Source organism: Gimesia benthica, assembly GCF_009720525.1.
GTDB lineage: Bacteria > Planctomycetota > Planctomycetia > Planctomycetales > Planctomycetaceae > Gimesia > Gimesia benthica.
Genome location: NZ_CP043930.1, coordinates 2,747,056 through 2,773,541 on the forward strand (window position 1 = coordinate 2,747,056; position 26,486 = coordinate 2,773,541).

Here is a 26,486-nt window from a genome sequence, read left to right on the forward strand (position 1 = left end):
CGGCCGCTCTATCCTTTATCGTAAGTAGTTTTTCCCAGGGCAACATCGAACTCAGATACTGCGGGAATATACATGGAAAGCACGGGCAGACCGTAGGCAAACAGAATCGTCACCAGCACACCCAGTGTGCCTCCCAGTAAAAACGAAGTAATAGCATAAAAGGTCAGGAAGGGAAGCAGCCAGGCGGAAATCGCCAGAGCCCGCGATGGGTTCCGGTGTGTCAGAGCCGAATGCAGGGCGGCACTTCCCACGACGATAAACACCAGGAAGCTCTGCAGCTGCAGGGCAAAAGACGAGCGGGCCTGCACCAGCAGGATCATGAAAATCCCGATCCCGATAAACAGGAAGAACATCGTTCCCAGACTGCCGCCGATAGCCGAACGGCTGTTGTCATAGGTCAATCCCATGTGCAAACCTAGCACGATCGAGAAGATCATCAACGCCAGGAAGCCGATCAGGGCGCACAGGAAACCTTCGACCGAAAATGCCCCCTGTGCCACGAGGTAGCACAGAATCAGTACAGGCACCAGGATCAGTTCTTTGCTGTTATAGAAAATTCCGCCCAGCTTGCCGAGCACGAATTCCTTCGCGGAAATATCGGTCACCAGCAGCAGTTCAAGTGTTTTACTGTCTTTTTCCGAGGTGATCGACGTCACCGCCTGCGTATTCGCCAGAACGAGGCTCAACCAGGCAATCCCGGCAAACGCGAGCCCCTGAGGCGGGATCACTCCGAGGTACAGCATTCCTTCCGCAGCCGCTTCAGAACTGGTCGCCGACCAGAGCAGGAAACCGGCCAGCAGAAAGTAAGCCAGCTTGATCACAAACACTTTGCGACCGTAGGCCTTCGTCATGATCTCACGCCAGATGACCGGGTTCGACCAGATGGCACGTGACTTTTCCTTAACGATGACTGGTTGCTGTTCAGCCTGGGCTTCCCCTTCTTTTTCTGCTTTGGGGGTCGCTTTGTAAACCGAGCGGGACGGATTCCAGACACGCAGCCGGAAGACGGTAAACACCCGCAATGCGATTCCCAGCACTGCCAGGCTGATCAGTGAAGGCCAGGCACTCACGGAGATGGACGAGAGACCGGTATTCAGCGAGAGCGGATTCAGAATTTCATACAGGGCCCGGAAAGGATTCAGGCCGGCGATCCAGGGGCGAATTGCTGATATGGGTCCGATCAGACCGACCAGCAGTTCTACAACTCCCAGAAAGACCACCATCCCCAAAACACTGATGGCCAGCGTCTGGAACGTTTTCTCACGCCAGAACGCCACCAGGGCAGCCCAGCTTCCCGTGGCATACACGGTGATCAGGCAGATCAGTTCCATCCAGAGAATCTGCGCCAGTTCGACGCCTCCCAGCAGATGCAGGAAGATACACACGGGGACCGACGCCGCCAGCAAGACGTACACAATCAGCAGACTGGACTGGGTTTTCCCACTGACCAGCTCCCGGTCCTTGAGTTCGGTCATCAGCAGCAGAATCAGGGTGCCGCGATCTTTTTCCTGCGCAATGCTTCCCGCAGAAAACAGGAGTGTAAAAAACATCACCAGCAGCAACTGCAGAAACGAGATCATTTGAAAAATCAGATTTCCCAGCCGGGCAAATTCACCAATGGTGGTGGTCTGAATCTGCTGCGTTCCCAGGATCGTCTGGCCGGCGGTGAAAATCAGGATGAATACCGCAGCCACATAGCCGGAACGAATCAGGTAATGCCGAATCTGTCGGGGTGACGTCAGTGCTTCCCGAATGAAAATAGGATTGTTGAACAATGCTCTCTGGCCTTTTTATCCGATATATGACTGCAGTCAGTCAGAGACGCCCTTCTCCCCTCGACCGGTTATGTTTTTATGATATTAGATCGATCTCTGGATGGCAAATTCGGTCAGTTCCTCAAGAATCTGTCGTGTGGGTGAAGCGGCACATACCTTGAGCGATTCCCGCGCCTGGCGGGCAAAATCCCGTGCCCGGTTAGCGGCATATTCGATGGCGTCGCTATTCTTGATGAACTGTGCCAGCCGCGCTTTGGTCTGCGGGTCGGGTTGTGAGAGGATTTCCTGAATCGTCGCCTGATCGGCAGGACTGCTCTGGTCCAGCAGGCGGATCAGGGGGAGTGTCAGCTTTTCTTTCTGCAGGTCTGAACCCAGTGATTTGCCCATCTGCTCTTCGTCTCCGAGCAGGTCGAGCAGGTCATCGGTAATCTGGAAGGCGACTCCCAGGGCGCGACCATAATCTTCCAGGGCAGTCACCACGGTCTCATCGGCTCCCGCATACAGGGCTCCGAGCTCGGTACTGATGGCACAGAGTTCCGCAGTTTTCCCGTTGATGATCTGCAGATACTGTTCTTCCGACAAGGCCACGTTACCCCGTTCGTAGATCTGGGCCAGTTCGCCTTCGCAGACCAGATTGGTCGCCCGACCAATCAGTCGACAGGCACGGGCATCGCCCAGGCTGGCACTCAGATGGAACGCATGGGTGAAGAGGAAATCACCGACCAGTACGCTGGTTTCGTTATTCCAGCGGGAATTGACGGTTGCGACATGTCTGCGGATCAGGGCGTCGTCCAGAACATCGTCGTGCACCAGCGTGGCCAGATGAATCATTTCGACCACGGAGGCCAGCACATAGTGGCTCTCTTTGATGCCACCCGTCGCGGCAGCAGAGAGCAGCAGCAGAATCGGACGGAGCCGTTTTCCCTGAAAGCGGGTGATATGCTGCAAAACGTCGTGCACGTAAGGATGCTTCGAGCTGACTTCGCTCAAAAAGACCTGCTCTGCCTGTGCCAGTTCACCGCCAATTAACTCTTCGACACGTGCCAGCAGGTCATGTGTCGTAAGATGCTCCCCCATTACAGCCTCACCACAATATCGAATCGATTTCCAGTTTTCGTCTGGCGGTCAGTTATTTATCAAATACGGAACATATGAATCGCTTCCGCCGATCATATTCCGCGACCATTGTAAGCATTCTACCGGCAGATAGGAATGCAAACAGGGGCCTCTGTTGGATTTCGGGGATGAAATCAGACTTTCCCGTCTGCTGGGGTAAGTCAGCAGGGTCAGGCCAGCTCAGCGTGAACGATACTGCCTCTCACATCACGATGCTCAGGCATCTTTGCGGATAAAATGTCCGCTTTTGCCACCCGATTTTTCCACCAGGCGGGTCGGTCCCAGACTCATTGCCCGGTCAACGGCTTTACACATGTCGTAAATGGTGAGCGCTGCAATGCTGACGGCTGTCAGGGCTTCCATTTCCACCCCCGTTTTGCCATCAATCTTGACGGTGGCGATGATCCGGATCGTAGTCTCGTTCTGAACTTCATAATCCAGGCGCACGCTGCTGATACTCAACGGATGACACAGGGGAATCAGGTCTGCCGTCTTTTTCGTCGCCATGATCCCGGCGATCCGGGCAATCTCAAGCACGTCTCCCTTAGAGACCTGTCGATCCAGAATCAGCCTTTGCGTGGCTGGCTCCATTGTGACGAAGGACTCTGCCACCGCGATCCGCGCGGTCACATCCTTGCCCCCCACATCAACCATGCGGCTGGCGCCCTCGTCATCAAAATGGGTCAGTTCAGACATCGCTACCTCGGCTGTATCAAAGAAAAGCGGTCGGCCCCCTCAACTGCAACCGGATACGCAGCCACTGTTTAAGCGGCTTCGGAGGCCCCGTCTGCGCCGGAGCTGGACTGTTTGAAGTGACCATCTTCGCTGATGTCATCAAACCGGACTGACATCCGCTTGGAAACCCCGGACTGTTCCATTGTAACGCCATACAATACGTTACCAACAGTCATCGATCGTTTATTATGTGTGATCATAATGAACTGGGTCGTTTCCTTGAAGTCATCGATCAGACCGGCGTAACGTTCCACGTTTGCTTCATCCAGCGCGGCATCAACCTCGTCCAGAATACAGAACGGGCTGGGCCGGCTGCGGAAGATCGACATCAACAGCGCCACCGCGGTCAGAGTCTTTTCACCACCGCTGAGCAGCGTCAGACCGCGCAATTCTTTTCCGGGAGGCCGGGCGACGATTTCGATTCCACATTCGAGCACATCATCCGGATCTTCCAGAATGATATCGGCTTCACCACCGCCGAACAGTTTACGAAAGATTTCCTGGAAATGACCCCGCACCACTTCGAACGTATCAAAGAACAGCCGCTTACTTTCGACATTGATCCGGCGGATGATTTCTTCCAGTGACGATTTGGCTTCGTTGAGGTCATCCAGCTGCGACTTCATATACTCGAAGCGGCACTCCAGTTCGTCCAGGTCTTTCAGACTGTCCGAGTTGATGCTGCCCATCATCTTGATTTTCCGCCGCAGTCGGTTTACCTGGGCTTCAATCTCGGGACGGATTTCGAGGTACAGCTCCGCATTGAAACCCGGTTCAGTCAGCGCATCATCTTCGTTGACCAGCTCGATCTCGACCGGTTCTTCCGGGGTCGCTGATTCGAAGTCTTCACTGAGCGCATCCTGCTTGATCGCGTTTTCTGCTTCCGGATCTGTTTCCTCTACCTGCGCGACTTCGGTTTCTTCCTCAGCAGCCTGTTCCCGTTCCGCTTCCGCGATCTCTTCCAGGTGCTGTTTGAGAATCGATTCTCCCGAGGAGACGATTTCTTCCAAAGTGAGCTGGTACTCTTCCTCAATTCGCTCGGCCAGCGTCTTGATTTCATGCTCAATGTCGCGCGTCTTGAATTCCTCTTCGTGCTTCTTATCGCTCAGCTCACGACGTTCCTTGCGAATCGCTGCCTCTTCGGAACTCAACTGTTTCTTGTACTGGCGTTTCTCATCCCGCAACTGAGTCAGGTTGCGTGCCTGCTCCAGGAAGTTTTCCTGAACCAGCAGCTGTTCATCCAGCAGGGCACGCGTATTCAGAATGTGCAGATTGATCTGGGAATTCTTCTCCAGAGAAGATTCGTACCGCCGATTCGATTCTTCCTGCTGCTGATGACGCTGTTCCGATTCACTGTTGAGACGACTGAAACGCTGTTCCAGACCGGCCAGACGTTCCTCATGCGTCGCCAGCTCCAGCTTGCGTGCATTCTGCTGTTCTTTCAGTTCCTGGACTTCGCATTGCTTATCGAGCAGCTGTTTTTCACCTTCCTGAATCAGTGCGTTCAGGCGATCCAGTTCTGCTTCCAGCTCCTGCTTCTCGACCAGCACCGCTTCCGCTTCCGCAGTCAGTTTCGCGGAATGTGCTTCCAGATCGTGCAGGTCACCGAGAACCGTTGCCAGTTCTTCGTTCAACTGTTCCCGTTTGTGTTCTGCCGAAACCTTGGCTGCTTTTTCCGTGGCCAGTGCTTCGGACGCTTCCTGCATCTGCTCCTGGCAGGCACTGCGTTCCCCGTCCACCGTCGACAACAGCTCGTCAAGCTTCTCCAACGCAACTTCGTTATCATTCAATGTACGGTCGATGCGGATCAGATCATTCTTCAGTTTTCGCAGTTCACTACGGCGCGTGAAAATCGCTGATTCTCCACCGATTGCCCCAACGAAAATCGACAGGTTTTCCTCGACCAGTTCGCCCTGCAGAGTAACGAATCGACACTGCTTCCCTTCCTCGCGGGAGAGGCGAACAGCCGTCTCCAGGGAATCCACGATCCAGGTATCGGTCAATAACAGTTCGGCAAGCTGACGGTTCTGGGGAGTGTCTTTTACCAGCTGATCGGCACGATAAATCACTCCCCGTTCGCTGCTCAGATCCAGCACACCTTCCGGGGAATTCGTCGTTGTTTCCGACTCTGCCGTCGGTACGCCAAAGCTCTCTGGAACCAGGGAATCTGCCGACAGTGTGAACCCACTCGCCGCATTCGGTTCGGCTGCATTCGCAGAGGGATGCGTGATAAAACCGACGCGACCGGAAATGGAATACTTGCCCTCTTTCAAAAACTGATAGAGGGGATCAAACTCACTGATTACCAGCAGTTGTGACCGACTGCCCAGAGCGACTTCAAGGAGAGCCGCCTGTTCCAGATCGACATCCAGCAGATCCGCCACGCTCCCCAGGATGGTATTCCAGGGAGGATAGTTTGAGGTCTGGGCGCGGTTCAGAATGTCTTTTACCCCGATACTCAAGCCTTCCTGCCGACGTTCCAGATCTTCCAGAACGCTTTTGCGAGCCTGGTAAGCAGAGCGACGTTCCCGCAATTCGGAGAGCTGTTGCGTCCGCTGATCCTGCTGACTGAGCAGATCCTGTTGTTTTTCATCGACGGCAGAGAGTGCCTGTGCGAACTCGGCGACTTTATCACCCGCGGTACGGAAGCGTGCAGTACGCTCTTCGACGACCGCCTCGGCTTCTTCAACACGTGCTTCCAGCTGCAGGCGTTTTTCATTCGCCTTGGTCATCGAGTTGCTGACGGTTTCCTGCTGAGTCTGCATGGAAAACAGACGATTATCCAGGGCCAGCGACTGCTTGTTGCACTCGTGCATCTGCTGCCGCTTCTGCTGGATTTCTTCGCTGATCGCATCCAGTTCCGCATTGACCACGGTAATGCGTTCCTGGGCTTCCTGCAGTTTTGCCCGCTGCAGTTCAAAGCCGGCTTCGGAATTTTCTTTCTCCTGTGTGACCGCTTCCAGATCCCGCTGGATTTCCGTCGTACGCCTGGCCATCAGAATCCGCTGCTTACGAAGCCGGGTGATTTCGGTTTCGAATTCCGTTTTCCGCTCGAGCTGATGTTCGATGGCAGTCTGGTTTCCGGCGATCCCTTCGCGGTGAGTGGACAGCTGCTTTTCCACGGTTCGAAGCTGATCCTCGAATTCGGATACTTCTGCGTCGATGGCGCCCAGCTTATCTTCGTATTCCTGGTAACCCGCATTCAGTTCATCGATCCGCTTCTGGTACTGACCGATCTGGTTATGCAAGTTCGAGAGTTGTGCGGTCAGATGTCGCCAGTCATCGGCGGCCATTCCCATCCAGAGTTTGCGCAGCTCGGTTGATGCCTCACGGTATTTCGCCGCCTTGGAGGCCTGGCTCCGCGTTGAGTTGAGCTGGGCTTCCACCTCGTCGACGATGTCCGTCAGGCGGAGAATATTCTGTCCGACCCGTTCCAGTTTCCGTTCGGCGTCTACCTTGCGGGCTTTATACCGGCTGATACCCGCTGCCTCTTCAAAGACGACGCGCCGGGTAGCCGCATTAGCCTGCAGAATCTGATCAACACGTCCCTGCTCAATAATACTGTAAGCCGAGGTGGCGGCTCCAGTCCCCATGAACAGGTCACGGATGTCTTTCAGGCGTACCGGATTCCGGTTGAGCAGATATTCCGAATCGCCGTTCTTCCAGAGTCGGCGTCCGATATGAACTTCTTCAGCGTCGATATCCAGAAACCGTTCGGTATTCTTGAACGTCAACGTTGCTTCAGCATAGGCGTTTGCTTTACGACCTTTGGATCCGTTGAAGATTACATCGGTCATATCCTTGCCGCGGAGGCTCTTGGGACTCTGGTCACCCAAAACCCACTTGATTCCGTCGACAACGTTACTCTTACCACTTCCGTTGGGCCCGACAACGCAAGTAATGCCTTCCGAAAATTCAAAGATGGTCCGATCGGCAAAACTCTTAAAGCCGAACAGTTCCAATGATTTCAGCATCACTAAACCTTAAACGGGAAATTAAACAACAGACGTCTTATTGAGCAGGGAGTCAGGCACGGTTATTACAATCAAGATGCCTGACCGTCCTTGCCGGATTATTTTTTGAAGTAACGTAACCAGCTATCGAAGGCACCTCGCTTCACGAATTTCCCTTCCTCATCCGTGGGACTGGCTTTCGGCTTCCGTGTATCAGACAGACTGGCTTCACCTTTGTTGTCTGAATCACCTTCTGCCTCTGCCCGTTCCCGCATTTCCTCTTCATATTCCGATTTTTTGGAACGTTTCGACTGAGGAGCTCCATCGTGGAAGATATTGGGGACCATATTTTCGTTCCCAACGCGTGAACCTTTACGACGTTTCGGTTTTGTAGATTTCATTTCGCCCGATTTCAGAGCCATCAATGAATCTTCCGGTTCAGGTCGGAAATACATCCGGCCCCCTTCCGGCAGTGCGTCGATTTCAACCTGTGCGTCAATGTTTCCCTGGCGGTGTGCCTGCAGGATCATGGCGGCGATATCGGGATAGCTGGCTCCCATCTCCACGGCGGTGCGAATCACAACGGCAATGTTCCGTGAGACTTTCTTCCGCTGGTCGGGTTCGCCGACTTCGTATTTACTGACAATCACTTCCTCACTGCCGGCAGCCCCGGTCACCAGCACTTCGCCGGCCCGCACTGCCATGGGAACCCGGAACTCCTGCTCAGAACCAAACAGGACTACTTCCGGATGCTTCCGGTGCGTGATATGAATCATCGGCCCGCCATTACGGGCATTGCTGCCCTCTTTCTGATCGGGATCGTGACTGGTTGCCTGCTCCAGTTCCGTCTGCAGAACGTGCAGCAGGAACTGACCATTCATGTCTTCACCACGAATAAAGGGATCATTTTTATCCAACGTCCAGAGTGCCCGGAAAGCCCCGTAACGGGTTTCGGCACTGGTCATGCACATCAGATCCCGCAGGTAGAGGTGTGCCTCCGGCTCGTCAATTGCCGACATCGCAGCCAGGGCATAGACGCGGAACGCAGGTTCCTCGCGGGCGGCTTCAGCCAGATGCTTCAGCCCTGCTCCTTCTCCCAGGTAAGCCAGTGCGACCGCAGCATGGAAGCGGACTTCGAGCAACGGGCTCTTCAACGCCATCTTGAGAATCGGAATCGATTTCTTACCGATGGCCTCCAGTTGAATGGAAGCCCGTTCCGCTTTCTCGGGGATCATAATTTCTTCACTCAGCTTCTGCATACGTACACGCTGCGCCACATCGGTTTCCCGGAAGGCGATATACCGTACGACCTGCAGATAACGTGAATCGTTGTGTTTGTAGCGTGGCTTGAGTTTCAGTACCACTTTCTTATCGGTCTTGGCTTCGGCTAAAGGCTCTTCGATTCCGTATTGATCATAATGATGGAACCGTGTGCCGATCTTGTTGGCGATACGCTGCGCGTTACGAATACTCTTGAAATCGTTTCGCAGGTACAGTGCCAGATCCCGGTCTTCCGCGGTGGAGATCCCCCCGGCCAGAATACGACCACGGCGGAGCATCCCGTTGGCAACTTCGACATCTTCACCCATTGGCGGAATCAGAATTGGACCTTTGGCTTTCGCCAGGATATGACCTTTGAGCAAACCGCGTCCCTGAATCATTGCCTGTTCAGCCAGGTATGCTTCCATCAACCAGCCTCCTTCCAGGCTGGTCGCTTCACTGTTACCGGGCAGGTAGACTTCAACATCGAAGCTCTCCCCTTTGCGAATCAGCGGAGGCAGATAGGCTTTCACGATAACCAGCGCGGTAGACGGGCTGCGTAAAATCATGTTCGGGTTTTTGACATTCCGGCGGCGCATCTCACGCAGCAGTGCTTCACGGTGCACGGACGGAGGCGGATTGCCGCCGGTCCCTTTGAGGCCGGTCACCAGGCCGACCCCCTGCAGGGCGATCAGGTTCTTCCCGGTAATCTGTGTGTAATCTCCCACAAAGGGCGTTTCGACCTTTGTCTCGAATTTTTCCAGCTCGGAGAAGTCTTCCTCCTCATCCTCATCCGGGCTTTGCGACCGCATGTTGACATTTTTCAGCCAGCTTTGTGGCTTCAAATCGAGTTCCTGGCATCCGGCGAACGAAAACGCCAGTGTGATCAGCACGATGAACGGATTGACAAAGTTCTTCACAGCACGACCCCGTTTGTGAGAATACAGTCTTTTCAGAATGTGTGTTCTCCACCTTAACCGATGCCGGACGGACGTTGATCAACAGGCAGACGGACCGTTCGCGAGAACCTGTCCCTGCATCAGTAAAATTACTGAAATGGACCTGAGGAATCAGACAGTGCCGGAATCGACAAAGTAGAAAACCTGAAGAGAAATTGAGATTTGATTTTGAGAGAGATTAATGTGGATCGGGAGCTTATGGCATTGTGAAAAGCAGGTCAAGAGGGATTTTTGGACCTGTCGAGCGCAGGCAAAATCGTGTTTAAACCGCTCGAAACCTACTTAAGCAGTTGCAGGAATTCAGTTTTCGATATCTTCTGGCTTTGAGCGGACGCTGACCGGCGAGGCCGAATCTCGAACTCTACCTTTGAGATTTGATTAAAAATATCGTATTCACTGGGTGCTGAAGCTTCGAATCGAATTTGATCAGTAAGACGCCTATCGCGTTCATCAAAACTCACCAGATCAGTGGCCGTAACTCGAAACGTTTTTGAGTCCCTGGAACAGACGTCAATCTTGACCGCAACAAGCTCCGTGGTTTTCTGATTGGCAGTGCTGAGCAGAGTGACAGTCCCCTGTCGCAGGTTTTGCAGGACCAGATGTGTGCCATCCTGATCATGAAACAGAGCTGCCTGCGGTGCATACATCCGCAGTTGACCGGAGATGTTCTGAATTTCGACATTTCCCCACAGATTGAAATACATCTCATCCGAATTTTTCCAGGAAACTTCAATGGATTGAGCAATGAAACGCGTATACCCACACACCAGACGAGCTTTACCTGAAATGACAATGCTGCGTCGCCCCTTACTATGCAGACGGACCTTCAGATCCGATCCCTGCAAAACGAACGGGCCAAACTCCAGTGTCTGATCACCGGTCACACTCACTTTATCATGATCCGCTTTCTCCTGACGTGGATTGTCCTCAGCAGAACAGATCACCTGCAGCCCGGCCAGGCATACCAGAATCGCAACAATTCGAGACAACATTTCTGAACTCCGTTTCAGTTTTATTGAGTGAATTCAGCTCCTTTAAAAACTAAATTCTTACAGCCGGGGCAGGCTCTGGCCGGTGTTCTAACAGACAGTTTTTAGAGGGTCCATGCCAATTGTGAGCGAATTCGCCTCTTTACCCGATCAGGGATAATCTGGACTGCAGGTGTTTTCAAACGCGGCGGATTCAGACATGATATGAATACCAAGCTTAGTGACCACTGTTTAAGAAGTTACATCATTCCTGGTTCCTGCGAGATTCCTCTAATGAAATTACCACAAAAATATCTTGTCAAAATTACAATCCCTCTCATCCTGGCGGCCTGCTGGTCTTCCAGCCTGCTGTACGCGGATGGCCCGAAGGATAATCTGCCCGACCAGGTCCGCCGCATCCCCGCGCTGGGTGTCGAAGTTCCTGAGAAACAGCGTGCTCAACTGGAAGAGGGGCTGGCGAAACTCAAGTCGTCAATCGATCAGCTTAAAAAGACTAAGGATGCCCGCATTCGTTCCCTGATCCCCGATGTCGAAATCTACCATCGGGCCGTTCGCTGTGCCCTGGAATACCAGGAGTTTTTCCACGAACGGGAAATCGGCGTGGGCTCGAAGCTGCTCGAACAGGGACAGGAGCGAGCCGACCAGCTGCTGAAAGGGGAAGCCCCCTGGACCAAACAGACCGGCCTGGTCGTCCGCGGCTATATCTCGAAAATTGATCAGACGGTTCAGCCTTACGGCCTGGTCATTCCCGAGAGCTACACGTTCTCGGGTAAGAGCCAGTACCGCTGTGACCTCTGGTTCCACGGACGGGGCGAGCGTCTGAGTGAAGTCAACTTCATTAACCAGGCACAGCGTTCCCGCGGGCAGTACACTCCGACCGACACGATTGTCCTGCACCCCTACGGCCGTTACTCGAATGCGTTTAAATTCGCCGGCGAAGTCGATGTCCTGGAAGCACTGGAATCTACAAAAGAGAATTACCGCATCGACGATGATCGCGTTGCGGTCCGTGGATTCTCGATGGGAGGCGCTGCCTGCTGGCAGTTTGCCGTCCATTATGCTGACCGCTGGTTTGCCGCAAATCCAGGAGCAGGCTTCTCCGAAACCCCGCTCTTCCTGGATGTCTTCCAGAACGAAGAACTGAAGCCGACCTGGTACGAGAAGAAACTCTGGCAGCTCTACGACTGCCCGGGGTATGCCTTGAACCTGTTTCAATGTCCGACGGTCGCCTACAGTGGTGAAATTGATAAACAGAAGCAGGCAGCCGATGTGATGGAAGAAGCACTCGCCAAAGTAGGCATCGACATGGTCCACATCATCGGCCCGGAAACCGCACACCGGATTCACCCCGACTCCAAGGTAATTATCGAAGAGAAAATGGATTCCCTGGCCCGCGTAGGACGACAGCGGATTCCCGAAACCATTCACCTGGTGGCTTACACCCTGAAGTACAACCGCATGAACTGGGTGATTCTGGATGCGATGGACGAAGAATGGGATCTGGGGCGCATCGATGCCCGCCTGCTCTCCGATAACCGGGTCGAAGTTAATACAAATAACGTATCTGCTCTCACGCTGAAAATGTCAGCCGGTGAATGTCCGCTAGACATGACCCAGCCTGTCACTGTGAAAATCGACGGATTGAAAATCAATGTTCCCCGCCCACTCTCCGACCGTTCCTGGGAGGTCTCCTTTCACAGAGAGAACTCTACCTGGGAACTCGGCCCCGCAGTTTACGAACCGGGACAACTGGTCAAAAAACACAACCTGCAGGGTCCGATCGATGATGCTTTTATGGATTCGTTCATCTTTGTCTCTCCGTCCGGCAAATCTGCCTCTCCAACGGTTGAGAAGTGGGTCCAGTCAGAAATGAAACATGCGATCGTACACTGGCGTCAGCAGTTCCGCGGTGATGCCCGCGTAATGCAGGACTCACAGATCACGGACAAGGAAATCGCCGCGAGCAACCTGGTGCTCTGGGGCGACCCGCAGAGCAATCAGATCCTGAAAAAAATCATCGACAAGCTGCCGATCCAGTGGAATCAGGAGATGATCGTTGTGGGCAACAAGCAGTATGCTGCCGACCACCACGCTTCTGTGTTGATCTTCCCTAATCCACTGAATCCAGAGAAATATGTGGTTCTCAACAGCGGGTTTACTTATCGCGAGTATGCCTATCTGAATAATGCCCGCCAGGTGCCGATGCTACCCGACTGGGCAATCATCGATTTACGCACTCCGGCTGGCAGTCAGTATCCCGGGAAAGTGGTTGATGCCAACTTCTTCGATGAATTCTGGCGTTTGAAATGACCCAACACTTCCCCGGGCAATGTGCCCGGGGAGTATTTATGTTCGATTCTTTTTAATGGTGAACTCACTCATGAAATCCCTGACGAATCTACTGACAGCCGTTGTACTCCTGGTACTGACCGGATCGGCCTCGGCCGAGGTGGCCTACCTGAATCCATCCGCTGAGACAGGAATCTCGCAGTGTGCTGTCGTCAAAAACAGTGTGCTCGCACACACTTCTCAGATCCTGCCGATCAATTTCAATGGGGGACAGGTAGCAGCTGGAAATGCGGGAGATCAGACTGCGATGGTACTGCAGAATCTGGATTACCTGCTGGGCAAAGTCGATGCCACCCTGTACCGCGTTGTGAAACTAAATGTTTACGTGGCCCGGGAAGAACTGGTCTCCGAGGTCAAACAGCGACTGGTCAAAGAACTGAAATTCAAAGTTCAGCCCGCCTGTACTTTCGTGGTGACCAAACTCGCAGATCCCAAGGCCCTGGTGGCCATGGATGTCGTGGCGGCACTCGACTCAGATAAAAAAATCGCGAAGACAGAGATCTACAACGACAATGTCTCCGGGTTCCGTGTCGCCCTGTTACCCGCGGGACGGACCGCCTACATTTCCGGTCAGGCCGTCAAAGCGGACACACTGGAAGAAGCTACAAAAAAGACCATGGAAGAACTTCACCAGACACTGAAGTTCCTGGGTGGCTCTCCCGAAAACATCGTGCACCTCAAAGCGTTTCTTACACCGATGAAACAGGGAGAGAGTTCCGCAGAGGTGATCGACAGTTTCTTCCCCGAGAAACGCCGCCCGCCGGTCACGCTGGTGGAATGGTTCTCCACCCTGCCGGTCGAGATCGAAATGATCGTCGCATTACCTGAGCCGGCACCAGCCTCCCGTCCTGCGGAGACCATCGTCTACAAGACGCCGACCGGGATGAAAGCTTCCCCCGTCTACAGTCGCGTCGCGATTGCCGAAGTAAGTGACCGGATCTATGTTTCGGGAATCACTTCTAAAGAGCCGGGTAATTACAGTACACGGATTCACAGCGCCTTCGACCAGTTGAAAGCGATTGTGACGGAAGCAGGCAGCGATATGGAGCATCTGGCCAAAGCGACCTACTATGTTTCCGACAATGAAATCAGTGGCGACTTCGGTAAGATCCGCCAGGAATACTATAATCCGAAGCGGCCCCCGGCAGCCTCCAAGGCGACCGTCAAAAGCGTGGGCATTCCGAACCGGATCCTGCTGATGGATATGATCGCGGTTCCCGTCAAGTAAGCAAATCCGCTTCGATCGAGCAGACAAAAAACGCCCTGCTGTAATGCAGGGCGTTTTTCATTGATTCTCAGTTGTCGTCAGTGCGTCTGCCATTAAGCAATGATGTCATGCACGATGCGGCTGGGCTGACCATCAATCAGCGTCTGCTCCGCCCCGTTGCGGGTGAAGGTCAACTGCTCGGCGTCGAGACCAAACAGATGCATCAGAGTAGCATGGTAGTCGCTGTGACTGACTTTGTCTTTGATGGCATGATGACCAAAGTCATCGGTTTCGCCATACGTCATACCGCTCTTCAGGCCACCGCCGGCCATCCACTGAGTGAAGCCATAGGTATTATGATCGCGGCCCTGCTTGGCGACTCCGGCATCGTTCTGGATCACGGGGAGACGCCCCATTTCACCACCCCAGTGGACCAGGGTTTCATCCAGCAGACCACGTTGCTTGAGGTCTTTGACCAGACCTGCGGAAGGTACATCCACCCGCTTACAGGTTCGCGGCAGTGAAGTCCGCATGCTGGTATGGTGGTCCCAGTGCTGGTTCCCCGTCATGATCTGTACGAAGCGGACACCCCGTTCAATCAGGCGGCGGGCAATCAGACAGCGTTTGCCGAACTCAGCGGATTCCGGCACGTCGATACCGTATAACTTCTGAGTGGCCAGTGTTTCCTGGCTCAGGTCGAGTGCCTCGGTGGCTGCAGTCTGCATCTTGGCTGCCAGTTCATAGCTGGCGATACGAGCTGAAAGATCGTCTTCACGAGGATGCTGGCTCAGATGCCGCTGGTTCAACTGACCGAGGAAGTCGAGATATTTTTCCTGGGCTTTGCCACTCAGGTGCGGCGGTGCATTCAGGTTTAGAATACGTGGTTCTTTCGGACGAATGACCGTACCCTGGTACAACGAGGGCAGCCAGCCGTTGGTCCAGTTATCGACACCCAGAACGGGTGCGCCGCCGGGATCGACCATGGCGATATAAGCGGGCAGGTTTTCTGATTCTGATCCCAGACCATAAGTCAACCAGCTACCCAGTGTCGGGCGACCGGGAAGAATGCGACCACTGTGCATCGCGTAGATCGACTGTCCGTGGTTGTTGACGCCGGTGTGCATCGAACGCATCAGCACGATGTCATCGACGACCTCTCCCAGACCGGGCACCAGTTCAGACAGCTCCATGCCACATTCGCCGTGCTTCTTGAATTTCCAGGGACTGCCCAGCACTTTGGAACTGGCCTGGGCGGCGTTGTCGTATTTGATGTCGCCGGGAAACTTTTTGCCGTCGTACTTCTGCAGCATCGGCTTGGGATCGAACATGTCCAGGTGACTGGGGCCGCCCTGCATGAACATGGAAATCATCGACTTCGCGCGAGCTGGATGATGCGTCGGTTTGACCTTGAGGTCAAAGACTTTCTTTTCCAGTTCCGGCCGTGCCACGGGATTCTTCGCCTGGGCCTGCTCGTGATTGAGCAACCAGGACAGGGCGACCGAACCAATGCCCATGGAACTGGAGGCCAGAAAGTGACGGCGGGAATGCGGGGCTGTCAGGGGGGCTTGTTTATGCATAGTGCGATACCATTCGAGTATCTGAAGTTTCAAAACATGTGAGACATAAAAGGCGTGCGGCTGAAATTCAGCGACCCGCCTCAGTCGACATACAGGAATCCGTTACTGCTGAGCAGTGCCTGGCAGAAGGTTGCCAGTGCCAGCTGTTCCGGAGTTTTGCCTGCACTGTTTTTCTTATCAAACTGAGGAATCTGTGAATCGATGAACGCGATTGACTGTTTAATTTCTTCGGCCGTCGGTTCTTTACCGTAGGCCAGCATCCAGGCCAGTTTGACCTGTTCCGCTTTGTTGTCGGCCCGTTCTTTCTGCAGACGTTCTGCGAAATACTCGGCATGTTCCACCATGAAGCCACTGTTCATCATCAACAGTGACTGTGGAGCCACGGTGGATGAGGATCGTTTTTCACAGTTGGGCTCCATCTTGGGAGCATCGAACATATCCAGTACCGCCAGCGGTTTACTGCGGCTGACCGCGACATAGATGCTGCGGCGGAACTGGCGATCATCCATCTTGATATTCTTACCCTGACGACCGGCAGAATCGACATTGGAGATGCCAACCACGATCTGGCCGACTTCGTCTTCTTTGACGGGAACCGGAGTACCATACAGGTCGTTCTTCAGTTTACCGGTCACGGCGATGATGGAATCGCGAATCGTTTCCGCTTCGAGACGACGGACCGGCATATGACCGTAGAGCAGGTTGTCTGGATCGACGACATCATATTCGTCGGATCGTTGTGAACTCTGCATGTAAGCGGTAGAGGTCATCATCATCTTGTGCAGACGTTTAATTTTCCACCCGTTGGAAACGAAATCGTGAGCCAGCCAGTCCAGCAGTTCACTGTGGGTCGGCGGAATGCCCAGCTTACCGAAGTCGGTTGGAGAAGCCACGATCCCTTTCCCGAAGTGATGCAGCCAGAGACGATTCACGAACACACGTGCCGTCAGCGGATGCTCTCCGTTCGTGATGTACTTCGCGTACGCCAGGCGACGCCCGGTTGTGGGAATGTCTTTGTTCTGAACCGGAATTTCTACCTGCTGGTTCAGACTGGTTTTGACGACTGACAGGCCTGCAGGTTCCAGTTCATGTTTGGGTTGTTCAAAGTCACCCCGATTGAAGAAAAAGGTTTTTGGTACTTTCCCCGGGACTTCAGTGAGAACACGAATGAATTCTTCCTGCGGTTTTTTCTCGCGGATCTTAGCCGCTTTGTCACTGTATTCCTTGAGGATCGCCGTGGTCTTCAGATCGTTAAACCGTTTGGCTTCGTCTTTGAAGTGCTGTACCTGCGCAGCTCCTTCAGGATCGAAATCCTTCAGATTCGTGGTCGAAACCAGGAGACCAGGGAACTCTTCGATAATTTTCTTCTCATCTTCAGTCCGCTTTTTCGCGTCGGCTTTCTGTGCAGCCAAAGCCAGTGCTTTGCGGTCTTCCGGAATTTTGGCCAGCGTTTCTGTTTTGACTTTTTCGACCAGGTCGCGCGCCAGTTCCTTGGATTTCTGAGTTGCTTTGCTGGACTGCTCATACAGAGTCCGGTCGTAGAGATACAACGAACCTGCAGAGAGACGGTTAATACGGGGATAGTCCTTCAGCAGGGCCACCTGTTCCTTGGTCCGATCTTTACCGGCCGTTTTATAAGCTTTGCGGGCGGCTTCCCGCTTCTCTTCAGGAACGTCCAGCAGTTCACGCTCGAGAGTACGGTCGATGAACTTGTTGACCAGTTCGGTTCGTTCCGCGAGAACTTTCTGGGCTTCTTTTTCCAGCTCGTTCGCTTTCTGGCGATCGGCGTCCGACATGATCGAAATCCGACGTCCGGCGGGGGTCCGCCAGTTTTTCCAGTCGAGGGCCGGTTCGAAAATGGCACGGAAACGATAGTAATCGTTTTGTGGAATCGGGTCGTATTTGTGATCGTGGCACTGGGCACACGCGACAGTCATACCCAGGATGGAAGACGAAACAATGTCCACGGTGTCTGTCACAACCTGGTTTTTCGCGACTTCCTTTTCAGCAGGGTTACTGCCGGTTCCATCCGGGGCCATCCGCAGAAAACCGGTGGCGACCAGCTTCTGCATGTCTTCCGGACTCAACTTGTGATAAGGCGGCTTGACCATTTCATCGCCGGCCAACTGTTCCTGCAGGAACTGATCGTAGGGCTTATCCTCGTTGAACGACTTGATGACATAATCGCGGTAGCGGAAGGCCCAGGGGCGTTCCTGGTCTTTGTTGTTGTAGCCTTCGGAGTCAGCATAACCGGCGACGTCCAGCCAGTGACGTCCCCAGCGTTCTCCGTAATGCGGCGAAGCGAGCAGACGGTCGATCAGTTTTTCGTAGGCGTCCGGACTCTTGTCATCCAGAAACTGCTTCAGTTCTTCTGGAGTGGGAGGCAGGCCAATCAGATCGTAAAACGCACGTCGTGCCAGCGTTGCTTTCGCTGCTTCCGCCGTGAAGGTCAGATCCTTTTCTTCCAGTTTGGACAGCAGGAACGCATCGATTGGCTGGCGGACCAGTTTGGGTTGTTTTACCTGTGGTACGGGAGGATTCTTAACAGGCTGGAATGACCAGAAAGCCAGGTCGTCAGGAGCGATATAATCATCGCCGATTTTTTCCGGTTCGGGACGCAGCGTATGCGCGCCTTGATCGACCCACTGTTTGAGAATCGCAAGCTCCTCGTCAGACATGTGCTTGCCTTCGGGAGGCATCTCCTTGGCTTCGATGCGGGCGATCAGTTCGCTCTCGCCACTGTTGCCCGGCACGATGGAGGGACCGCTGTCGCCCCCTTTGACCATGAACCGCTTGAGTCGGAGATCGAGACTGCCTTCCATCTCGCCATTTTCGCCATGGCAGTGCAGACAGTGGACTTTGAGGATCTTGCGCACATCGTTCTCAAAGGAGAGCGTATCCGTTTTTTTCTCAGACTCAGCGGCCTGAGTTGAAGTCAGACAGACGGATGCAGAAAACAGAGACGCCAGGAAAAGTCGACCGATCATAGAAGAAGACTCTCGTGGTAAGGTTTATGGTGAGGGCTACCCGGCGGAAACAGGCAGTCTAAATGGAGGGCTCATGAGCAGCTCAAAGTCGAATAATAACTAAAAGTTGCTTATATATTATGATATCGGTTTTACCCCGAAGTGCAAGAGAGGATTTTCAAACGGGTTGGATTAATCAGAAACGGTAAAAAGATCCGGGTTACATAAAAAAGAGCGGTTTGGTGACCTTTGACAGCACGCAAACCGCTCATCTATTCGTAAAGCATTATTTTAAATATACTTACACAATCTACTAGCCAGTCACCAGTTTTTCCATGAATTCCCCTTCGTTCAGCGTGGGGCGTTCCGGACTTCCCTTGTGGCGATATTCCAGCTTCATGTTACTCAGACCGAGCAGGTGATAAATGCTGGTGTGAATGTCTTTCACATGCATCCGGTCTTCGACGGCATAGAGGCCCAGTTCGTCGGTCCCGCCGATCGTCTGGCCCCCTTTCACACCGCCACCGGCCATGAACATGGTAAAGCCGGTCGGGTTATGATCGCGGCCATCCCCTTTTTCACTCATCGGGGTTCGGCCAAATTCTCCGCCCCAGACGACGAGAGTCGAATCGAGCAAACCACGCTGCTTGAGGTCCTTCAACAAGCCGGCAACACATTTATCCATGCCGCGACAGAGTGCCGAATGACGTTTTTCAATGCCGGAGTGTGAATCCCACTTACTACCAGCACCATTGTAGAGCTGCACGAAGCGGACGCCCCGTTCGACCAGGCGGCGGGCCAGCAGACAGTTGGTGCCGTAGACCTGGGTCTCTTTCTCGTCCATCCCGTACATTTCCCGGGTCGCCTGGGTTTCCTGTGTCAGGTCGACAGCCTCGGGAGCAGCAGCCTGCATACGGAACGCCAGCTCGTAGGATTCAATTCGAGCATCCAGTTCAGACTGCTGTTTGCGTGACGCAGCGTGCCGCTCATTCAGCTTGGCAAGCAGATCGAGTTTGCCAGACTCCTGAGTGACAAACACATCATCAGGACGGTACAGATTGGAGATAGGTTCCTTACCTGTATTCAAGCGGGTTCCCTGGTATACGGCGGGAATGAAAGCCGTTCCCCAGTTACGCGGACCATTGACCACCGTACCGTTGTTGTCCTGAATGACGACGAAGGCGGGGAGACTTTCGTTTTCTGTTCCCAGTCCATAGGTCACCCAGCTCCCCAGTGAGGGACGGCCGGCGAGCGGGATGCAGGTATTCATCTGGCAGACACCACCGGCGTGGTTAATCCCGTTGGTCCAGCAGCCGCGTACGACAGCGATGTCATCTACGCAGGTTGCAATGTTCGGCAGCCAGTCAGAAACCCAGGTACCGGCTTCGCCGTGCTGTTTCCATTTGCGTTTGGAAGCCAGCAGGGGGGCGTTGATTTCGCCCATCGCTGTAATCGGCTTCTCGAAACTGTCGGGCAGCGGTTTGCCAGCCAGCTTCTGCAGTGCCGGCTTGGGATCGAACATGTCGATGTGGCTCGGGCCGCCTTCCATGAACAGGAAGATCACACTTTTTGCTGTTGCCGGGAAGTGCGTCTGCTTGGCTGACAGAGGTGAAAATGATTGCGTAGGCTTCTTTGGTTTCGTCTTTGCAGCTGCTTCGGCCTGCTGTGCGAGCATGGCGTTCAAAGCGATCCCACCGAAGCCGGCTCCAGCCTGCATGAGGAGCTGACGACGATTGACGACAGTATTGATGTCCTGATATTGATTCATGAGATTATCTTTCCGCAAAAGCGTTTAATGATCACGGGTGTTTGATGGCGTTTCTGTCTGATCCTTAATCGAGATACAGAAAACCATTGGAGTTCAACATCACGTGACACAAGTCAACGAGGGCCTGCTGTCGTGCATCGGCGCCTCCCGAACCAGCGGGAGCAGACAGGTGCAGACGATCAGCCAGACTGTTTTTCAGCAGTCCCTGCTGTGTATTAAACTGCCAGAAACCGATGACCGACTCGGGCCGCAGTTCCGGCTTATTAATCAAAAGTTCTTCCGGGGTCAGTGCTGCACGAGACAGCCGGACATTGTCGAGCATCCCGTTCCAGCGACTGCCGGAGGTTTTCTCGCGACCACCCAGAATAAAATCATGCCCCGGACGATAGTCGCCGACGACCTGATGTTTTACTGCAGCCGTCTGCACAGGTTCCTTCGAGTCAAGGGCTTTTACAAAGAAGTGAATGCCGGACTCTCCGGTTTCTGAGATGTCGACGGTTGCGGCGACGTAATAGGACTTATTGAGTTCCAGGTGGATGTTGGAAGGCACAACTTCGTAAGTCAGTTTGCCTTCCTTGTTCTTACCGACAAACTGCAGAATCAGATTCCGCGGCTTATAAGCAGACTTCTGACTGGTGACTCCGAGCGACCAGCCCTGCTGTTTATTATTACCGGTCCAGTGAGAGGCAATCGTATTGACGGCGGCGTTCTCATAGATTGAATCCAGTTTGACCGTTGCTTCGATTGTGAAATCTTCATCGGGCAACGCGTGGGCTGGAGACAGGTGCAGATCATTCAACGTCGAGCCTTTACCCAGCTTGACCGCTTCCGCATCATTCTGCGTGATCTGACCAACGTAGGTCTGCTGTTGAGATTCGGCTGCAGCGGAAACTCGTTTTTCCTGTGACTTGAGGAAGCCGAGCATGAGATCAATTTCCGCCGGTTCTGGTTTCCTGCCGTAGGTTTTCTGATGCAGGAACGATACCAGCTCCCGGTCATTATTAAATGATTCCGACTTAACTGTGCGGGCCATGGCTTTGGCACGCGAGAGGAACCATTTTCCGTTGAGCATCAGCAGGGCCTGGTTTGCGGTCGTGGTGACATCCCGCTTGGCGGTACTCTGAATACCGCCCGGCAGGTCGAACGCCCCGAGGACTTCATCCTGCTTATTCCGCTTCATGATGGTGTAGACACTGCGTCGCGGCTGGCTGGCACTGACACTGGGGCCGCCCAGTTTTGTATCCAGTTCACCTGAAATGAGCAGTGCCGCATCGCGAATGTCTTCCGCATTCAGACGACGGATATTTCCCCGCCAGTGCAGACGGTTCTGGGGATCTTTCAACTCAGCCGGTCCCGGATTGGGATGAAAGGCCGACAGACGGTAAGTCTTCGAATTCATAATCAAGCGGTGCAGACTCTTGATACTCCAGTTATGCTCCACGAAATAGGAGGTCAACCAGTCGAGCAGCTCGGGATGAGTCGGTGCTTCTCCCATGTGACCGAAGTCGTTGGAAGTCGCTACCAGTCCAGTACCGAAATGGTACTGCCAGACCCGGTTGGTCATCACTCGGGTTGTGAGCCGGTTGTTGGGATCGACCATCCAGTTCGCCAGTGCAGTACGTCGCCCTGAAGAATGCGGGGCGGTAGAAATCTGCATAATCTCGGCTTCTCCTGGCTTCAGCAGCGAGAGGAATCCGGGATCAATGGGCGTATGGCTTGGATCATCGGGAATCGTGGTGACTGGTGGTGCACCGGGTGCGTCAGTAACACTCATACCGGTTGGCAGTGGTTTGGGCTTCAGATCATCGAAGGCCGCCAGCTGCTTGAGCAGTTCCTTGTATTTCTTGCCGTCATCCTTGTCGCTCTTCTTCAGAGAATCCAGTGCGCGACTTTCCTGAATATCGACCTGCCGCTGAATGAGATCGGCCAGCTGGTGTTCCAGCGCGGTCCACTCTCCTTGCGGCTTAGCCATAATTTCCTGGAGGTCGGGTGGGAACATCTTGATCTGATTCGCAGCGGCCCGCTCCAGCTTACTTTTGGTGAGCTCATCAATTTGAGCACGAATATCAGCGGTTTTCTTTTCCCAGACTTCAAGTTTTTGATTGTATTCCGCCAGTTCCCGGGGTGTTACAAAAGGAACGTCATCGCGGGGCATCAGCGGAGCGAAGAAGGCCCGCAGGCGATAATAGTCCTGGTTGGGAATCGGATCGAACTTGTGATCGTGGCAGCGGGCACAGCCCATGCTGACTCCCAGGAACACATCCCCGGTGGCGTCGGTGATATTATCCAGAATGTCATTCCACTGAGTTCGGGAATCTCGCTGGTTGTACTCGTAGAGGTAGTGTCTCAGGAAGCCGGTAGCTGCCAGGGCATTGGGATCTTCGGGAGCGATTTCATCGCCGGCCAGCTGCTCCTTGACGAAGCGGGAATAAGGCTTGTCTGAATTGAATGACTCAATGACATAGTCCCGGTAACGCCAGATTTCCGGTCGGAACGCATCCTGGTTGAAACCATCCGATTCCGCATAGCGTACAACATCCAGCCAGTGACGGGCCCATTTTTCGCCGTAGTGCGGACTCTCCAGCAGCTCATCAATCAGGCGTGGCCAGGCATCGGGAGAAGGATCGTTCACGAAGGCGTTGATCTGCTCGACGGTAGGAGGCAGTCCCAGCAGGTCGAAGTAGGCACGCCGAATCAGTACCGTCCGGCTCGCTTCATCCGCGGGAGTGAGCCCTTCTTTTTTCAGACGGCGATAGACGAAAGCATCGACCGGGTTCTTTGACCACTGTGCCTGATCCACCTGGGGAACCTTGGGCTCCTCGACCGGCTGGAAGACCCAGAAGCTGCGATCTTCTTCGGTGAAGAAGGTCTCGTTTTTCCGCTGCTTGATAACATGATCTTCGTGCTGTGGCCAGAATGCGCCTTCATCCACCCAGCGAGTCAGCACGGCAATCTCTTTATCGGAGAGCTTCTTCTCGGGTGGCATTTCGTATGATTCGTATTTGATCGCCTCGATCAGCAGACTTTCGGACGACTTTCCGGGCACGACCGAAGCGGAACCGCTCTCTCCCCCCTGCAGCATTGCTTTGAGGGAGTCCAGCCGCAGCTCGCCTTTCTGCTTCTTTTCGCCATGGCATTCCAGGCAGTGTTTAATCAGCAGCGGGCGTACATTTTTCTCGAAGAACTTCAACTGCTGATGCGCATCAGCGGCGTTCGGAGTTTGAGTTTTATCGGCTGCGTGGACTGCAGGGACCGAGATTAACAGCAATAGACTAACAGCAAGGAGTCTCATGAATTTAGTCTCTTTCATTTAGCGACGCTGAAAATAAAAGGGTATCTATCTTCTGAACGTACTCGAATATATTCTTCTGAACGTACTCGAATATATTGTTATGCAGTAATGCAGTTATTTTTCAGTGGTATGTTTCAACGGAGGGAACCCGGCAATAAAGACCGGATCGACAATGTCCTGGTTGTCGAGGGCATCCTGGAGGAAGATTCCATCGACAGTCTGGCCTTCCGGGACTCCCAGGTCGGACAGATCAATGCCTACAGCCAGAGCTTTCGCGCCGACTACATGCCAGTTACCACCATTGCCGATGGCTGATTCCAGTTCGCTGATCGATTGAATTGCATCCTGCTGACTCTTGTTCTTCTGCTGGAAAATATGCAGCCAGAATTTCTCGAGCAGCTGTGCTTCTGGAGAAGCCAGATCGATATCAAACTGTTCAACTTTGTGTGTTTTCAGTTTTGAGGAAAAGGGGAGCGGTGTGACATAAAAGGCATCGCCAGTGGTGCTATGCACGATGACCTGCAGATCGAACAGCACGATATCCGGACCGGCGTCGTTGACGATCGGCTGATGGAAACGAACTGCCATACCTGGTGTATTTGGTTGACTGGGATCATTGACCGGATTCATCACCGGTGGAGTTGTCAGGGGACTGGTAGCCCCACCCGGATTGACAACGCCTGTCAACAGACAGTGATCCTGATCGAGCAGATGACGACGAAGCGTTTCTGAATGATCGTCGTTACCCGGATCGACGCCGTCATTCCGGGTCAGGAATGATCTCCCGGTGTAGTGTGTCAGCTCGACGCCAATCAGGTCTTCTATTTCGTATTGATATTGTTTTCCACCGCGCTGCACAGTCACGCATTTCAGGTCCTGGGCACGGTTACTGGGTCCCCTGGATGTCGTATAAGTCACGATCCGGTCGGGCAGCTGGGAAACGTACTGGCTCTTGTCGAAGGGAATTTCGTCTACAACCAGACCGTTGTTGGTAGTCAGCCGCTGCGCCATGCCCCGGGTCAGACGTTTGGGAGGAATTTCGCAGGACGGGTCCAGCTTGACGGGCCGGACATCGGTTTCCCCTTCAATCACCTGCACGTCGGTGATACCTGCTTCTGAAACATTCACCGAGAAGCGGGTGCCGTAATCGACAACGTTGGAGAGCGGGGTTTCGACGGTAAAGCCTTCTGCTCCATCGGGAGCATAAACCGAACAGGCACCGTAGCGTACCGCCAGATGCTCGCAGCCCTGGCTCTCAAAGACAGCAGGACCGGTCAAAATCACTTCCGCACCGTTGGCAAAAATCAGCTGCAGTTGACCGGCCGAAATCGCATATTCCTGACCTTCCTCGATCGGGGAACCGACTTTCAGCAGCGGTGCACCTTCTGCAAAACGGACTGCTGCGGTCTGGGAAACTTTCGCGAGCGGTGATTCGTCCAGAGCAGGAATAGCGGGCCCCACCTGACTGAGCAGAGCGGGTACCTGTGGCTGACTTAGAGCGACGAAACTGACGATGACTGTCACACAGATCAATGCGCTCATCAGCAACAGAACCTGGGACGTTTTCCAGACATTCTCGGGCAGCGTATTTGTCTGACTGGCGGGAGAAATATGCGGTTGAAATTCAAAGTCCGCGTCAGTCTGCTCGTCGTGCAGACGATCGAGATTCAGGTGCAGGTCCAGATAGTTGAAATACTTTTTCCGGGCATCGGCATCGGTAGCCAGAATCTCTTCAAGCTGCTGGTGCTGCTCGGGCGTGATGCTTTCATTGCACAGTGCACCAAACAGCTCATACAGGATTTCGTTATGCTGATTGTTCTGGCTCATTTTCCCTCTCCTGTATATGACAACGTGCGTTCAATACAGTGAGTTAACTGACGGCGGATCTGATTCAGTCTGTTATATAACGTCTGAATGGCCGCTCCTGCGGCGTCCGCCAGTTCCTTGACAGGAGTCTGCTCACGATAGACCTGATTAATCAGTTCCCGGTCTTTATCTTTTAATTTCTTGATACATTCCTGCAACGTGCTGGCTCGTTGATCGAGTTTCAGCTGAGGAATCCCGGCCCGCTCGTCAGCAAGCTGTTCAATCACATCTTCCCGGAACTGCAGTCGTTTGCGTTGTGCCACCCTGATGAAGTTCTTGACCTCATAAAAGGCAACGCCACAGGCCCAGGAAAAAAAACTGCTCGACTCATCGTATTCGGGGAACTTCTTCCAGAGGATCAGACTGGTCCGCTGAAAAACGTCCTCAGCGTCATCCCTGTGAGGCAGCAGAGAAAAAATATACGAATAGATCTGGTTCCGATGCTGGGTAAATACATGCAAAAATTTCACATGCAAATCGCCGGAGATGTCAGTCGGGTGCTGTTCATTATCCATCGGAACGATTTCATTCATATTGTTGATTAATACGATACTGATTCGCGACCTGCTTTTCAAAAAGAAAGTCGCCTTATTAAGCTATCGTACACATAAAGAGCGACTTACCCCATCAATTGGGCAATATTGATATAGATCGGAATTTTTCAAGGCTTAAAC

14 protein-coding genes are annotated in these 26,486 nt (G+C 53.5%); 2 read left to right on the forward strand and 12 right to left on the reverse strand.

Annotated features, from left to right (window positions below):
• Positions 1-8: 8 nt before the first annotated feature.
• The 6 genes from F1728_RS10410 to F1728_RS10435 all read right to left on the reverse strand — a co-directional run bounded on the left by F1728_RS10410 (position 9) and on the right by F1728_RS10435 (position 10,790).
• On the reverse strand, positions 9-1,775 hold the full coding sequence (locus F1728_RS10410; RefSeq protein WP_155364043.1) for an ABC transporter permease subunit: 1,767 nt from the start codon (positions 1,773-1,775) through the stop codon (positions 9-11).
• A gap of 84 nt (positions 1,776-1,859) precedes the next feature.
• The gene (locus F1728_RS10415; protein WP_145180963.1) at positions 1,860-2,852 is read right to left on the reverse strand and encodes a polyprenyl synthetase family protein; all 993 of its coding nucleotides are present in this window, start codon (positions 2,850-2,852) and stop codon (positions 1,860-1,862) included.
• 255 nt (positions 2,853-3,107) lie between these two features.
• On the reverse strand, positions 3,108-3,587 hold the full coding sequence (moaC, locus tag F1728_RS10420; RefSeq protein WP_155364044.1) for a cyclic pyranopterin monophosphate synthase MoaC: 480 nt from the start codon (positions 3,585-3,587) through the stop codon (positions 3,108-3,110).
• Between the two features lie 68 nt (positions 3,588-3,655).
• Complete coding sequence (locus F1728_RS10425) at positions 3,656-7,600, reverse strand: AAA family ATPase (protein ID WP_155364045.1); 3,945 nt, start codon at positions 7,598-7,600, stop codon at positions 3,656-3,658.
• Between the two features lie 98 nt (positions 7,601-7,698).
• Positions 7,699-9,759, reverse strand: a complete 2,061-nt coding sequence (locus F1728_RS10430; protein ID WP_155364046.1) for a flagellar basal body P-ring protein FlgI — start codon at positions 9,757-9,759, stop codon at positions 7,699-7,701.
• 317 nt (positions 9,760-10,076) lie between these two features.
• Complete coding sequence (locus F1728_RS10435) at positions 10,077-10,790, reverse strand: hypothetical protein (RefSeq protein WP_155364047.1); 714 nt, start codon at positions 10,788-10,790, stop codon at positions 10,077-10,079.
• A gap of 270 nt (positions 10,791-11,060) precedes the next feature.
• Between F1728_RS10435 and F1728_RS10440 the strand changes: the two genes are divergently transcribed.
• Positions 11,061-13,097 (forward strand): prolyl oligopeptidase family serine peptidase, encoded by a 2,037-nt coding sequence (locus F1728_RS10440; RefSeq protein WP_194242761.1) that lies wholly within the window; start codon positions 11,061-11,063, stop codon positions 13,095-13,097.
• A gap of 70 nt (positions 13,098-13,167) precedes the next feature.
• The gene (locus tag F1728_RS10445) at positions 13,168-14,364 is read left to right on the forward strand and encodes a RidA family protein (protein ID WP_194242762.1); all 1,197 of its coding nucleotides are present in this window, start codon (positions 13,168-13,170) and stop codon (positions 14,362-14,364) included.
• Positions 14,365-14,456: 92 nt separating this feature from the next.
• Here the strand turns inward: F1728_RS10445 and F1728_RS10450 are convergent, their stop codons facing one another.
• The 6 genes from F1728_RS10450 to F1728_RS10475 form a co-directional block, all read right to left on the reverse strand.
• Complete coding sequence (locus F1728_RS10450; RefSeq protein ID WP_145180956.1) at positions 14,457-15,920, reverse strand: DUF1501 domain-containing protein; 1,464 nt, start codon at positions 15,918-15,920, stop codon at positions 14,457-14,459.
• 80 nt (positions 15,921-16,000) lie between these two features.
• Positions 16,001-18,907, reverse strand: coding sequence for a PSD1 and planctomycete cytochrome C domain-containing protein (locus F1728_RS10455; RefSeq protein WP_155364049.1), 2,907 nt, complete (start codon positions 18,905-18,907; stop codon positions 16,001-16,003).
• Between the two features lie 292 nt (positions 18,908-19,199).
• Positions 19,200-20,654 carry a DUF1501 domain-containing protein gene (locus F1728_RS10460; RefSeq protein ID WP_145180954.1) on the reverse strand — a complete coding sequence of 485 codons (1,455 nt, stop codon included), beginning with the start codon at positions 20,652-20,654 and terminating at the stop codon, positions 19,200-19,202.
• Positions 20,655-20,718: 64 nt separating this feature from the next.
• Positions 20,719-23,946, reverse strand: coding sequence for a DUF1549 domain-containing protein (locus tag F1728_RS10465; RefSeq protein WP_194242763.1), 3,228 nt, complete (start codon positions 23,944-23,946; stop codon positions 20,719-20,721).
• Between the two features lie 114 nt (positions 23,947-24,060).
• Positions 24,061-25,773, reverse strand: a complete 1,713-nt coding sequence (locus tag F1728_RS10470; protein ID WP_155364051.1) for a FecR family protein — start codon at positions 25,771-25,773, stop codon at positions 24,061-24,063.
• Positions 25,770-26,327, reverse strand: coding sequence for a sigma-70 family RNA polymerase sigma factor (locus F1728_RS10475; protein ID WP_194242764.1), 558 nt, complete (start codon positions 26,325-26,327; stop codon positions 25,770-25,772). Before F1728_RS10475 ends, F1728_RS10470 begins: the two co-directional genes overlap by 4 nt.
• Positions 26,328-26,486: the final 159 nt, after the last annotated feature.